This is a genomic window from Streptomyces sp. SCA2-17, assembly GCF_044336695.1.
Map to the genome: position 1 here is coordinate 6,953,350 of NZ_CP117521.1, position 13,655 is coordinate 6,967,004.

General features: G+C 69.1%; 11 protein-coding genes. 7 read left to right on the forward strand and 4 right to left on the reverse strand.

Features of this window, described 5'->3' with window-relative positions; all coding sequences use genetic code 11:
- Positions 1-79: 79 nt before the first annotated feature.
- On the forward strand, positions 80-1,066 hold the full coding sequence (locus tag PS271_RS30760; protein WP_398386441.1) for an aldo/keto reductase: 987 nt from the start codon (positions 80-82) through the stop codon (positions 1,064-1,066).
- 106 nt (positions 1,067-1,172) lie between these two features.
- Here the strand turns inward: PS271_RS30760 and PS271_RS30765 are convergent, their stop codons facing one another.
- The 3 genes from PS271_RS30765 to PS271_RS30775 form a co-directional block, all read right to left on the reverse strand.
- On the reverse strand, positions 1,173-1,889 hold the full coding sequence (locus PS271_RS30765; protein WP_398386443.1) for a chitosanase: 717 nt from the start codon (positions 1,887-1,889) through the stop codon (positions 1,173-1,175).
- Positions 1,890-2,457: 568 nt separating this feature from the next.
- Entirely contained in the window at positions 2,458-3,633 is a 1,176-nt protein-coding gene (locus PS271_RS30770; protein WP_398386444.1) for a cytochrome P450, read from the reverse strand.
- 35 nt (positions 3,634-3,668) lie between these two features.
- The gene (locus PS271_RS30775; RefSeq protein WP_398386445.1) at positions 3,669-4,367 is read right to left on the reverse strand and encodes a 50S ribosomal protein L11 methyltransferase; all 699 of its coding nucleotides are present in this window, start codon (positions 4,365-4,367) and stop codon (positions 3,669-3,671) included.
- A 694-nt stretch (positions 4,368-5,061) separates the two neighbouring features.
- Between PS271_RS30775 and PS271_RS30780 the strand changes: the two genes are divergently transcribed.
- A complete protein-coding gene (locus PS271_RS30780; RefSeq protein ID WP_398386446.1) occupies positions 5,062-5,334 on the forward strand; it encodes a hypothetical protein in 273 nt (90 codons plus the stop codon).
- 974 nt (positions 5,335-6,308) lie between these two features.
- On the forward strand, positions 6,309-6,605 hold the full coding sequence (locus PS271_RS30785) for a GlsB/YeaQ/YmgE family stress response membrane protein (protein WP_398386447.1): 297 nt from the start codon (positions 6,309-6,311) through the stop codon (positions 6,603-6,605).
- Positions 6,606-7,747: 1,142 nt separating this feature from the next.
- Here PS271_RS30785 and PS271_RS30790 read toward each other — a convergent pair.
- Entirely contained in the window at positions 7,748-8,119 is a 372-nt protein-coding gene (locus PS271_RS30790) for a VOC family protein (protein ID WP_398386448.1), read from the reverse strand.
- A gap of 81 nt (positions 8,120-8,200) precedes the next feature.
- Between PS271_RS30790 and PS271_RS30795 the strand changes: the two genes are divergently transcribed.
- From PS271_RS30795 to PS271_RS30810, 4 genes are all read left to right on the forward strand, one after another.
- Positions 8,201-8,662: a MarR family winged helix-turn-helix transcriptional regulator gene (locus PS271_RS30795; RefSeq protein WP_398386449.1), complete on the forward strand. Its 462-nt coding sequence runs from the start codon at positions 8,201-8,203 to the stop codon at positions 8,660-8,662.
- Between the two features lie 502 nt (positions 8,663-9,164).
- The gene (locus PS271_RS30800; RefSeq protein ID WP_398386451.1) at positions 9,165-11,420 is read left to right on the forward strand and encodes a M43 family zinc metalloprotease; all 2,256 of its coding nucleotides are present in this window, start codon (positions 9,165-9,167) and stop codon (positions 11,418-11,420) included.
- A gap of 417 nt (positions 11,421-11,837) precedes the next feature.
- Positions 11,838-12,395 carry a hypothetical protein gene (locus PS271_RS30805; protein ID WP_398386453.1) on the forward strand — a complete coding sequence of 186 codons (558 nt, stop codon included), beginning with the start codon at positions 11,838-11,840 and terminating at the stop codon, positions 12,393-12,395.
- 212 nt (positions 12,396-12,607) lie between these two features.
- Positions 12,608-13,627: a terpene synthase family protein gene (locus PS271_RS30810; RefSeq protein ID WP_398386454.1), complete on the forward strand. Its 1,020-nt coding sequence runs from the start codon at positions 12,608-12,610 to the stop codon at positions 13,625-13,627.
- Positions 13,628-13,655: the final 28 nt, after the last annotated feature.

The window sequence follows — 13,655 nt, forward strand, 5'->3', positions numbered from 1 at the left end:
CCGGCCTTCATTTGACCTTGAGCGCACTCCAGCACCTAGCGTCCTGGTCAGATGGTTTCCGAGATCAGGAGGCAACACCATGACCACCATCCCCACCCGGTACCTGGGCGAGCTGGCAGTATCCGCCCAGGGCCTGGGATGCATGGGCATGAGCCACGGCTACGGCGCGACGGACGACGCGCAGTCGATCGCGACACTGCGCCACGCCCTCGACCTCGGGGTGACCTTCTGGGACACTTCCGACTTCTACGGCGTCGGCCACAACGAAGAGCTGATCGGCCGGGCCGTCGCCGGGCGCCACGACGAGGTGGTGCTGGCCACGAAGTTCGGCTTCGCCAACCGCCTGGGCGAGCCCACCCTCATCCGCGGCGACGCCGCCTACGTACGGCAGGCCTGCGATGCGTCGCTGCGCCGGCTCGGCGTCGACCACATCGACCTCTACTACCAGCACCGCGTCGACCCGCAGGTGCCGATCGAGGAGACGGTCGGTGCCATGGCCGAGCTGGTACGGGCCGGGAAGGTCCGTTACCTCGGGCTGTCCGAGGCCGGCGCGGGCACCATCCGGCGCGCGCACGCGGTCCACCCGATCAGCGCGCTGCAGAGCGAGTGGTCGTTGTGGACGCGCGACCTGGAGGCGGAGGTCGCCCCGGTCTGCCGGGAACTGGGCATCGGCATGGTCCCGTTCTCCCCGCTCGGCCGTGGCTTCCTGACCGGCCGCTACAACTCGGTCGAAGGACTGGCGGAGACCGACGTGCGACGCACCCAGCCGCGCTTCGCCGACGGCAATCTCGAGCGGAACCTGGCCATCGTGGCGAAGCTGAACGAGCTGGCCGACGCGAAGGGAGTCACCGCCGGCCAGCTCGCCCTGGCCTGGGTGCAGCACCGGGGCGACGACGTGGTCCCCATCCCCGGCACCCGGCGGCAGCGCTACCTGGAAGAGAACCTCGCGGCCCTGGCCGTCGAGCTGTCCCCCGAGGACCTCGCCGCCATCGAGGCCGCCGCCCCGCCGGAGCAGATCGCGGGTACCCGCTACGACGCAACGAGCCTCACCTTCGTCAACGGCTGACCCTGCCTGCCTCGCTTGCCACCGTTGTGACGGGACGAGTGGACCGGACCGCCACGACGGGCGGTGGCGACGACCGACTGGCGACCGACCTGGCGTCGGAAGCGGATCAGCGGACGGTGTGCCGGGAGCCGAATGCGGTCACGGTGAAGGGTCCGTCGAGGCTGTAGTTGCCAGTGCGGGCGATACGGCGCATCGCGCTGACCCGGTCCACCGACTCCCGCCACTCCTCGGCGGTTTCCGGGTTCTTCGGGTGGTTGAGGTCCTCCGTTCGCACGTCGAAGAACGCGTCGAGCCACTTCTTCTCACCGGCTTCGGCCGGAGCGCCGGCTTTGTCGGTGGTGCGCTTGATGAGGGCCTGCAGGGCGTCGCCGTCGTTGCCGGTGCCGTGCTGGATGGCGGCGTCATACAGTTCGGCACGGGCCAGGGCGGTCCGCAGGCCGAGCCGGTCGGCCTGGTCCATCGCGGGTTTGTAGTAGCGGTCGTCGACCTGCTCATCTTGGACGTGCCGGAACCGGGGGTCCTTCGCCGCCTGCTTCCAGGCGGCGATGTAGTCCGTCCCGGGCAGGCTGCCAGGGCCCGGGCCGCCGTCCTCCTGCTGTTCCAGAACGGGGACGAAGCGGGCCAGTGGGTTATCCGGGACCTGCTGGGTGTAGGCACGGATCACCTTCAGCGCGTCGCCGTCACCGGTGGTGAAGCCGGCTCGGCCGGCAGTGACACCGCGTCCGTCGTGGAGGTCCTCGGCGTAGTCGTATTGGATCTCCGGTGTGCCGTTCTCGAACACACTGACCAACTGGTCGGCCCGGCGTCGCTGATCGGCCGTCATACCGAAGGCCCTCGCGGAGGCGGTGCTGTCCGGCTGCCGGGGACTGGTGCTGGTGTCTGATGTATCGGGCTCGCCACCACCGCAAGCGGCCGCTCCGGCGGTGACGGCCAGAGCGAAAAGAGCCGTCCGCAGCATGAGGCGGTGATGAGCGTGCAAGGCAAACCTCCCTCCGGCATCCTAGCCAGGCATCTCTGCCGCCCCGCAAACAACCCGGCCTCCGGGATGGAGCACGTCGCATGCGTCAACCGCGTGGGCAATCGTTGCAACGAACGGCGGACCTTCGTCGAGCGGATACCGGGGCTGGCCCGGTGGCGTAGTCAGCGGACCGAGCGGCTGCGGTTCACACTGGCGGACGTCGGCGGAGGCCGGTGCCCGCCTGGCCGGACCGTAGGCCTGAAGGAGGGCCACCGTGGAGTACCCGCATTGCCGGCCACCTGTGGCCACCATGCCGGGTGCCCCGGGGGACGGTACCGGGGCAGCGCCCGGCATGCCCCCGCCGGGCATGGAAGGTGGCATCGCGGACGTCCTCCTGTGGTTCGAGGTCCAGAGGTCCATGCGATACAGCTGGTCACCAGCGCACGGGAAGGTGGCGCAGGCCCCCGCCGGGGAAACGGTCGGTGTGCCAGCTGAGCGTGTCCAGCGGGGCCGCGGCGTGCAGGCCCGGTAGGCGGCGCAGCAGTTCGGCCAGGGCCGTCTCGACCATGGTGGCGGCCAGTGAGGCGCCCAGGCAGGCATGAGGTCCGTGGCCGAAGACGAAGTCCGGTGCGCTTCCTCCGCCGCGCCGGATGTCGAGAGAGCCGGCGGCAGGGAAGCGTACGGAGTCGCGCTGGGCGGCCCAGGTCAGGGGCATCACTCCATCGCCGCGTCGGATGCTCACCCCGGCGAGGCGGAAGTCGCCGCGTGCCAGCAGGACGCGGTAGTAGGGCGTGGCCAGCTGCGTGCGCATGAGCTGGCGTACGGCGTCGGGGAGCAGGTCCGGTGAGGCGTGCAGGAGGCCGAGTTGCCGGGGATGACGCAGCAGGCCGTAGACGCACGCGCCGATCGCGGCGGCGGTGGACTCGTACCCGGCGAACAGGACGCTGAAGGCGAGCTGGACGATCTCCGCGTCGGTGAGCCGGTCGTCGGCTTCCTGGGCGGTCAGCCAGGCGCTGAGGAGGTCCTGTCCGGGGTGCTTGCGCTTGTCCTGGAGACGCTCGGTCAGGTAGTCGAACATTGCGGCGAGCGCGGTGAGGACCTCCTCCTCGGAGACCGCCTCGATGGCGGTCATACGCTCGGCCCATCGGCGGAACGCCGGGCCGTCGCGTGCGGGGATGCCCAGGAGGTCACACAGCACCGCCAACGGTAGGGGGAAGGCCAGCCGGGCCACGAGATCCGCTGGAGGTCCGGCCTCCTCGATGTCGTCCAGGAGACGGCCGGCCAGTGTCCGGATGCGAGGTCGCAGCCCGGCCACCCGGCCGGCCGCCAGAGGTTTGGCCGCCAGCCGGCGCAGCTGGGTATGGGCCGGGCCGTCCAGCAGGAGGGTGCGGTCGCGCAGGGCGGTGGTCATGGATGCCTCGACACCCATGTGGGGGTCGCGCGCCGTGAGGTCGCGGCCGAGCAGAGGGTGGTTGAGTGCGGCGCGCACTTCCTCGTAGCCGGTGACGACCCACACCAGATCGCCCCGCGGCAGCCTGGCCCGGAAGACCGGCCTGTCCGGTAGCTCAGGGGGCTCGCCGGCGAACGGGCTGGCGGGGAACGGGTACACACGCTCGTCCAGGACTACTCCTCGCCTTCAACGAATCAGATGCGGTCCAGCCGGTAGATGACGAAGGTCTCGAAGGGAATGGAGCGCCGTGCGACGCTCTTGGTCCGGAAACCGGCCTGCTCGATGAGAGTGCCCAGGCGGGCGAGATCCGCGTGGGTGGAGAACAGGACGTAGAAACGCCCCTGGTCGGTGAGGCGTTTGTGGGCCTGGCCGAAGAGGCCGGCGATGTCCCGGTACCCGGGGCCCGCACGCCAGCCCCTGTCGGCGAGGTCGAGCGGCTCGCCGGGGAAGTACGGCGGGTTCGAGACGATCACGTCGAACTGAGGTCTTGGGGCGAGCCCGGAGAGCAGATCCGTGCAGACGGCCGCGATACGGGCGCCCGCGCCGTTCGCCGCGGCGTTGTGGGCGGCTGCGCGCGCCGCGTGGGGGTTGATGTCCGAAGCGATCACCTTCTCGGCTCCGGCTCGGGCGGCGGCGAGCGCGAGGATCCCTGTTCCGGTCCCCACGTCGGCGACGCGCTGTGCGCGCAACTCCAGGCCGTCGATGAACTCGGCGAAGAAGCGGCTGGTGAGGAACGCACGAGGGTGGAACACCGTGGGGGGCACCTTGAGGACGAACCCGCAGACGGAGACGGTGACGCACTCTTTGCGCGTGCGCAGGTAATGCCGGCACAAGACGTCCGCGGACGTACGGAAGAGCCGTTGAAGGGCTGTGACCGGTGCACCCTCATGCATGGAATACGCACCGCCTGCTCGGTGTGGGCTCGGCTGGTACTCAAGGGTGCTTCGGTTACGCGTGCTCACGCCACGGTCATGGGTGCCCGGGGGCTCACGACGACGGATGCGCCGGGGGAGCCGAAGCGTCCCGGCTCCCCCGCACCCCCCGGGCGCCCCGAGCGCTCCCCCGCCCGGGTGATGCGACGCCGACCGCCGACCCGCCCCGGCCGGTTCCGTCAGTACCTGCTGAGCCGGGACCAGCCCTCGATCTCACGGCCGAGCGGCCGCGCCACCTCGGGGACGCCTTCACCGCGGCGGCCGACCGGGCCCGCGCCACGATGTACCGCTACGCGGACGGGGGCGGTGCCGAGAGGCCGCCGCACCGGATGCGCCGACGGCCCAGGCCGTGTCCGATGGATCGAGTGCCATAGGCTCGATCGGGTGGTTGTGAACCGACTCTCCGCTGCCCTATGCGAGCTGGCCGGAAGAATGGATCTGCTGTTGACGTCGGGAGGGACATCCGGTCCTGGCGGGATCCATAGGGGGAGTCGTGGTGGGAAGGAAGTGGTCTGCCGCTCCATGGGGTTTGGGGCTGGCCCTGGTTGCTGTCACGGCAGCCGCGGCGGCACCAGCGGCTGCTCAAGGCCGGGCATCCGACCGGGCCCCACTGGCCGAGCGTGTCACGCTCACCAACGCGGACAACGGCCGGACCGTGTCCGCGCACACCGGTGACGACATCGAGGTCACGCTCACCGGCTATCGCGAGCATGGACTCACCTACTCCTGGAGCGTCCCGGCAACCGATTCCGCCGTGCTCCACCGGACCGCGGGCACCACGACTCCCAAGGGCGGCGCCATCGCGCGCTTCCGCGCGGTGAAGAACGGCACCGCCACCCTCAGCGCCCAGCGGCACTGCCGCGCGGACCAGGGCCACCTCTGCCCGCTCGTCGTCACGCCGTGGAAGGCGACGGTGGAGGTGAAGTGACCGGATGGACGGGGCCACGTCTTCGTCGGTCACTTGATTCACCGGACACGGCTCGGCGCGTGTTCGAGAGGGCCGCCAGGAACCGACGGCATCCTCGTAGCCCCGGACCAGCACCGTCGGCACCGCGCCAAGCCTGGTCAGCAGCCGCCAGTGCCCCGCGACCAGGTCGGCAGCGTTGCGCGACGGCAGCATGCGGGCGGCAATCCACCGCGAGTAGCCGGCCACCATCCCTAGCACCGTTAGGGACCCGGCCCGGCCGGAGCCCAGCGGGATCTGCGCGGGCGGGAACCACAGGTCGCACTGGGCGAGTTCACCCGGTTCATAGGCTGTCCGCAAAGCCGGGACCACCGGCAGGAAGGGCCGGCCACAACTCTCGGACGCGGTCCTTGAATACGGTCATGCTCCGGCTCCAGCCGATCTGCTCGGCGGTCACCGTTGCCGGCATATCCGGCCACAGTTCCAGCAGTCCGCGGTCTGCGGCTCGACCGCATCGACGATCGAGCCCTTCGGCGCCCGCCGGCACTTCTGCGGCGCGTCGTCGGCCAACGCCCGCCGCACCGTGTTCCTGGCAATACCCAGCTTCCTGGCGATCGCCCTGACCGGCATCTTCTCGGCCCGGTGCAACCGCGGATCTCGGACCGGTCCTCCACGCTGATCACCCACCCACCCTCCGTCCTGGTCATATGAGCCACGGGCCGACTTCCAGGGACCTGCGGAAATCCAAGGTGCTCGGGGAGCGACGGATCGTATGCGGGCGGGGTGCGGCACTGTTCCGGGTGGCAATGATGTGCACGGTCTGTCCGGCCGAGCGGCGGCAGCGCTGGCGTCCGAACGGGTACGGAGCCGCTCGGCCCCGGCCCCGTCCTGTTCCTGGCGGCGACGCGAACCGAAGGGGCGTTTCCAGGGTCGGCCCGTTTGACGGCGAAGCGGCAGGTAAAGCGCCTCATCAGTTACCGACGAAGGAGGGACGCGTCATGGGCATCCTCGCCTGGATCATCATCGGTCTGCTCGCCGGAGCGATCGCCAAAGCCCTCATGCCCGGCAAAGATCCTGGGGGCGTGCTGGTGACGATGCTGATAGGCATCGTCGGCGGCCTGCTGGGAGGCTTCCTCGGCAAGGTGATTTTCGGTGTGGAATCGATCAACGGCTTCTTCCACTTGTCGACGTGGATCGCCGCAGTCGTCGGTTCCGTCATCATTCTCGCCCTCTACCGGGTATTCGCCGGGCGGAACCACCGACGCCACGGTTACGGTCGTCGCTCCCACGCGTGACGCCCCGACACTCGGGTACCCCACCACGGTCACGATCAGCGGTGGGCAAGTGAGCCGGCATCCCGGACACGAGTGGGTGCGGATGCGTCCGTGTGTCGCTGCTGGGCGCGGGACACCTCGCCCAGCAGCGGCCGTACCTCACGCGAACCGGCTGCTGGTCCCGCCCGGGCGCAACGGCACTCTGCCGCCCGGCGCCAGGTCGTGGAGGCTACTGTGTCGGCCCGGCGCCGGATCGGCGCACACAGGGAAGAAGGCCCCGTCACCGCGTGCGCGGGAGAGGGGGGGGAGCAACCGCTGCGCCGGCGAACCGGTCGGGTTGAACGCCTTCACATCCCACTGGAAGTCACCTGACCCGGCTGAACCATAGCCTGGCGGTTCAGGGCGTAGGCGTCGGTGATGGCGGCGTGCAGGCGGGGGTTCGTGGTGGGCGAAGACATCGGGGTGTCCTGCGCCGCGGATGAGGATGAGTTCGGCCGAGAAGGGGCCGATGCCAGGCAGTTTCTGCAGTGCTGCGAGAGCGTGGTGAGCCGGTACGGCACGTAGATGTGCGGCCTTGAGTTCGCCGGCCTCCGCGGCGTCGGCGATGGCGTGCAACCGCTGCAGCTTCACCGTGGTCAGGCCGGGGAAGCTGGTGATCGTTCGCAGGACGTCGGGTGCTGGAAGACCTACAGGTCCTGGCCGGCGACCTTGACACGGTGACCGTGGCGCTGGGCGAGCAGTGCCTTGGCGGCGGCGTGGGTCATCCGGACCCGGTGTCCGATCACCGCCCACGCTGCCGCCTCGTACGACGAGTTGAAGCAGACGGGCCGCAGGCGGGGAACTGCCGCATGAGACCTGCGACGACCGGGTCGGCATCGGCACCAGCACCGGGCCGTGCTGGTGGGGAGCCGGCGTGGACTCGGCCGGCCGAGCGGGGTGTGACGTCGGCGTGCACCGGGCCGGGTCTGTCCGCCGCCGTCTCGTCCTGGCGCACCGCTGCCGTGATGGTGAAGCGGCTGCGTCCGTCGGGAAGGCAAGCCGGAGCACTCCATCGCTTCCGCCGCTGCCGCCCTAGTGGCGGGCGGGGGTGAAGCCCCGGAGGAAGCATGGAGCGGACGCGAGCGAGAAGGGACCGCGAGGGGTGAAGACGGCGGCGGCCATGGTCAGCCTCCGTGGACGGTGAGCCGGTAGCCCTCGGGGCCGGTGAAGGCGAACGTCGGCCCGAAGGGGCTGGCCTGCACAGGACCGGCGACCTCGACTCCCGCCGCGACGAGCTGTGCGTGCAGCCTGTCGGCGTCGTCGGTGCGCAGCCACAGTGCCACGCCCAGCCCGGGGGTGGAGTCGCCGGTCAGGTCGGTGCCCGGGAGTGGCTCGCGGACTGCGAAGGGAATCGGGGTGGTGGCGAAGACGACGGCGTGCGGCGGGGAGACGGGGGCGCGGTGCAGGCCGAGGTGCTCCTCGAAGAAGGCCGCGGCGGCGGGCACGTCCCTGACCTGCAGGGCGATGAAGTCGGGACCCTCAACGGTGGCGGTCATGATTCCTCCAGAGACTCTGATGTCAGGACTTTGACATGTGGGACTGTAGGTGTGCGCCGACTGCCATGTCAAAATGCTGACATGGAAGATCGGACGCCCGTACCCCCACCGCATCCAGCCCACGACGTCACCGAGCACGTGGGATACCGCCTCAAGCGGACCTCAGCCGCCCTGCGCAGCGCCATGGACAAAGCCTTGCGCGAGCATGAGCTGACCGTCCCGCAGTACTCCTGCCTGGAACTTCTTGATCAGCAGCCCGGTCTGTCCAATGCCGACCTCGCCCGCGGCACTTTTGTCACCCGGCAGTCGGCCAACGTCGTCCTGCGTGGCCTCAAGGACGCCGGCCTGATCACCCGGCCGGTGTCCGCTGAACACGGCCGTGCCCTCCCCGTGCACCTCACCCCGGCCGGACAGGAACGCCTGCACGCCGCCCGCGGCGCCGTGTACGCCATCGAGGAACGCATGATCAGCAGAGTTCCCGCAGACCGCCTGACGGCGCTGCTCACTGACCTCGACGCCATGGCCGAAGCGCTCGGTGATTGACCGGCCGGCCGTAGGGGCGCCGGTGGCGGCCGGGCCGGCATCGGTCGCTAGCGCGCTCAGGCCGGTGGAGACGTTGACGACCTGCGCGCGGCGGAAACCCTCAAGAGGGGCTCCTCTGGCAGAAACCGCCTACCGCGTCGGGCTGTTCCCGCCCCCACGTATATGTGACGCGACCCGGCGCCACCCATTTGGCCCCCGGTTGGGTGCGCCGCGACCCGGTGTGGCGTGGGATGAAGAAGGCCACTGTTGCAACTCCTGAGGAACGAACGTTGTCTCCTGGGGGGGCGTTGCCAGTGAGCCGGTGCAAGCACTCGCCGCGGCCCTTTGCCCGCCCTGAATGTCCCCGTGAGGGCGCCTCGGGCGTGGCCGGTGCATAGCCGTGCTGGTCCGACCGCTGCTCGTGCTCGCCAAGGAACGCAGTATCGCGGAGGGGGAGCCGGGAAGCGTCATTGATGGCGTCAGCTCGCTGCATCGGTGAGAAGAGAGCCAGGGAGATGTCCGGATGTCAGAGCCCACCGGCAAGACGAGTGTCATGCGAAGGCCCTGCGGGACCTGGGAGTACCACCTTCAACTCCTCAAGCGGGACGCCCAGTACCGCGAGCGGTTTCTGGCCGCGGAAGCGTTCATCAACCACTACGTCGCGGTGAACGCAGACGCAGCACTCCGCTTGAGCCCGGCTGTCATTCCCGTCGTGGTTCACGTCGTCTACAACACCCCGGCTCAAAACCTCTCGGATGCTGCTGTCCAGAATCAGATCGACGCGTTGAACCGCGATTTCGGTAGGAGCAACTCCGACCTCTCCACAGCGCCCAAGGTGTTCTCCTCGCTGGCGGCCGACACCGGAATTCGCTTCCACTTGGCCGCCCGGGACCCGTTGTGCCGACCGACGACCGGCATCACCCGGACCCAGACCGCCATCACGTCGTTCGACATCGACCACACCGACGACGTCAAGTCCGCGGTCACCGGAGGAGCGGACCCCTGGCCGAGCGATCGTTATCTGAACATCTGGGTGTGTCCGGCACAGCCCGGGCAAGGCGGGCGCGGGACATTTCCCGGCGCGCCCGCGGCAGTCGACGGCATTATCGCCGACTACAAGATCTTCGGCCCCGGCAATCCTCCGAACGATCGCGGACGTATCACCGTTCATGAGACGGGGCACTACTTCCAGCTGTACCACGTGTTCCAAGGAGGCTGCGCGGACAATGACCTGTGCGGCGACACGCCGCCGCAGGCTTATCCTAACTACGGCAACCCGACCTTCCCTCATATCTCCTGTAATAACGGCCCGAACGGGGATATGTTTGTCAACTACATGGACTACGCGAACGACTCCTCGTGCGTGATGTTCACCGTCGACCAGGCCGCGCGGATGCAGGCGGTGTTGGCAGGGCCGCGGTCCTCGCTTCTCGCGTCCGACGGTTTGGTTCCGCCGCCCGCCGACGACGCGGGCAGACTGTGGTCGGCCGACACGCCCTGGGACACCGCGGTGGAGCCGGATCCGCTCGCGGAGCCGATGTGGCAGAGCGAAGACATCTGGGTGCGCAATCAGAACGACGGTCTCACCACACAGAACCACCAGAACCCGGTCCATCGCCCCGCAGGGTCGCAGCCCAACTATGTATACGTCCGGGTGCGCAACGCGGCCTGCGGCACACCGGCCGAGGGCACGGTGAAGCTCTACTGGGCCAAAGCGTCATCGGGGCTCGCATGGCCGGCGCCGTGGGACGGCAGCGTCACGGCGCCCGCGCTGATGGGTGGCCTCATCGGCACCGGGCCGACGGGGTCCGTTCCCGGGCACGGATCAAAAGTGCTGGAGTTTCCCTGGTCCCCGCCCGACCCGGCCGACTACAGCATGTTCGGCGGCGATCAAAATCATTTCTGCCTGCTCAGCCGGATTGAGACCGCGGCCACCCCACCGTACGGAATGTCCTTTCCCGAGACCTCGAACCTCTATGACAACGTGAAGAACAACAACAAGATCGTCTGGAAGAACGTGGAAGTGGCCACCAGCAGTCACTTCGACCGGCCGGGGTTCGTTACGCTGGGCAATCTCCATGCCGCTGAGTGCGAGGTGCTGTTCGCCGTGCGTGCTCCCTCGCTCGGTGGCGAGCACCCGTGGGGTCACGTCGAGCTCGACGTGCCGAGCGAACTGGCCACCAAATTGCGGGGCGCGCGCCTCGACCCGGCGATCGCGAGCTTCGAAGAGGGCGCACTTCGGATTCACAAACTCGACACGCTGATCGGCCCGGTGCCGGTCGACGGTGGCCAGTACTACACTCTCGGCGTCCGGGCCGTAGCCGACATCGAAGCCCCGCCCTTCGGTCTGTTCCCCGTCGACGTTGAGCAGTACGAGCGCCGCGATCAACGCAATGTCTTGGTCGGCGGTCAGCGAGTGGCCTTCAAGGTGCTCCCGCCGTGCCATGGTGACAAGGAACCACCTCTAGGGCGATGGTGGCACTCGCATGAGGAAGACCGAGCGGATCTGCAGGTGTTCCGGCCGGAAGGGTACGAGTTCCCCGATTCCCGCGACCGTCGCTGGGGACTCGAACTGCTTGAGAACCACACCGCAGCCGTCTTCAACATCAGTGCTGCGGACGGCGTCGAAAGGATCGACGGCTATTGGTGGACGAACCATGACGATCGCATCCACATCGGCCTGGGCGACCCGGACCGGGGCGACCTCATGTTGTGGATCCACTCTGTCGGTGAAGGGTCTCTTATGCTGCGAAAGTCCGCTATCGCCCTCGAAGAATGAGTCGATTCCCCACCGGCTCTTGCTGCCGCCGGCCGACCGTGGCCCCCTCAGGGCAGCGCGTTCCCGGCGCCCCTTGTCTCTGTAATGGCCGGCCTGCGGCAGCTCATCGCCCACGATCGGGCTCTGGTCCGTACAGCTGTCACCCGGGTGGCCCGCCTGTGGTGGTCCCCGGCTCGGCGGTGTGATGGTGTGGAGCAAGGCTGGCTCGTGTTACTCGTGTGACTCGTGTGAGACGGAGGGGCAGCGTCGGTCGGAGGGGTGCCTCGGCGCCCTACGCATACGTCGACGGGAGTGGTCATGTCCTTGCATTGGAGCCGTGTCGCGGTGCTCGGTTGCGTGGCGGCCGCCACGGCCTGCGTCCTGTGCTGGGCCGGTGTGGCGACGGGGCTCACTCCGGGCGTGCTGCCCGCTCCGCAGGTGAAGGTCAGCAAGGCGCAGGCGGACTTGTGCCCAACTTCCGCCGCTGCTAAGGCGCTTGCCGATCAGGGTGTGACGCTCGGTGCCAAGAGCCCGGCGGCGATGTCTCACGTCGATGGCCGCACGTGTGTGCGCCTGCCGATGGCGCGGGGCGAGTTTGCGATGGACCTCAGCGCGGGTTCGGTACCGGCTGACGGCGGCATCACCTTCACGAAGTCCGCGGGCCGCAGCCTGACCCTCACGGACGTAGTGTTCGACTTCGGCACGCGCAAGGCCGGCGGCAGGGCCACCATCGAGGGCTCCGCGGCCGGCATGGCTCGCCGACAGCCGGCCGAACTGTTCACCCTGGACTTCCAGCTGGACAAAACCAAGGTCGATCTCGCCAGGGGTACGGCGGAGGGTGCCGCGGCCCTGGGTCTGGGGCAGGACGGGGACAGCGCGCTCAAGGACGCCTTCGGCAGCAACCCGTTGCCTGCTCAGGGAGCGGTGTTCGACGCCACCGCCGGTGGTGACATCGCCCAGGCGATGCGGGCGTTCTCCCGCGCCCTGCTGCTGTGACCAGTACGGCCCGTGCCACCCTGGCCCCGGCTGCCGCACCTGCCCCCGGAGCCGAAGCCGAAGCCGGAGCCGAAGCCGAAGCCGAAGCCGAAGCCGAAGCCGAAGAACGGAACGCGGCCAGCATCCGGGTGGATATCCCGCCGCGCTACTGCCCATTGCCCTGCGCCGAACACCCGGACACCGGCCGGCTGAACGCGAGGGCGGCAGCCTGGGTGAACGGGTACGGCCTGTGCCGGGCCGGGGCGCAGCGGGCGCGCATGATCGGCAACGACTGCGGCGGCTTCTACGGGCGGATCATGCCCCGCGCGCCGGCCGACCGGCTTCAGATCGCCGTGGACTGGTGCGTACTGATGTTCACCTTCGACGACGTGTACTGCGACGAGGGACCGGCCAGCATGCGCGTCGGCGACTTCACCGACTTCGCCACGCGCCTGCTGCGCATCCTGGAAGTGCCAAAAACGCCAAGGACACTAAGAACGCCGGAAACACCAGAAACGGCTCGGGACGAATCCGCGAGCTCCTTCCTCGCGGCGGCGGGCGACCTGGCGAGGCGCTCCCACGCGCAGGCCACGCCGGTGCACCTCCGGCGCATGGCCGAGGGGCATCGGGCCTGGTTCCTCGGCGTGTTGTGGGAGTTCGGCTGCCGCCTGCGAGGCCGTACACCGTCGCTCGACGACTACGCGCACATGCGGCAGCACACCGCGGCAGGCTCGGCGACGTTCAGCTGGACGGAGATCGTCGACGGGGAGGAGGTCCCCGAGCGGGAAATGGCGTCCCCGGCGGTGCAGGCGTTGCGGGAGCTGGCCTTCACCACGGCCGCCTTCGACGACGACCTGTTCTCCTACGGTAAGGAGCAGTGGCTGGCCGCGCGCAGTGGGCAGAGCAACGGGTGCCGGCTGAACCTTGTGGACGTCCTGATCGAGGAGCGCTCCTTGTCCCTGGGGCGGGCCATGGAGGAGGCGGTGGCCCTGAACAACCGCCTCACAGCCCGCTTCGTACAGCTGCGCGACCAGGTGCTGCCCCGGGCGAGCGAGCCACTGCGCCGGCACTTGGAGTATCTTTCGGCGCTGATCAGGGGCAATGTGGAGTGGGGCCTGCACGCGGGGCGCTACGCCAACCCCGACGGCTGCCACCCCGGCGCTGTGGTCACCACCGGCTCCTTCACCGGGACGGCTCCGCCGGCCGGGCCGCCAGATGTTCCGTCACTGGCGTGGTGGTGGGACCGGCTGTAGGACGACGCAGCGGGTCCGTGCAGACCCG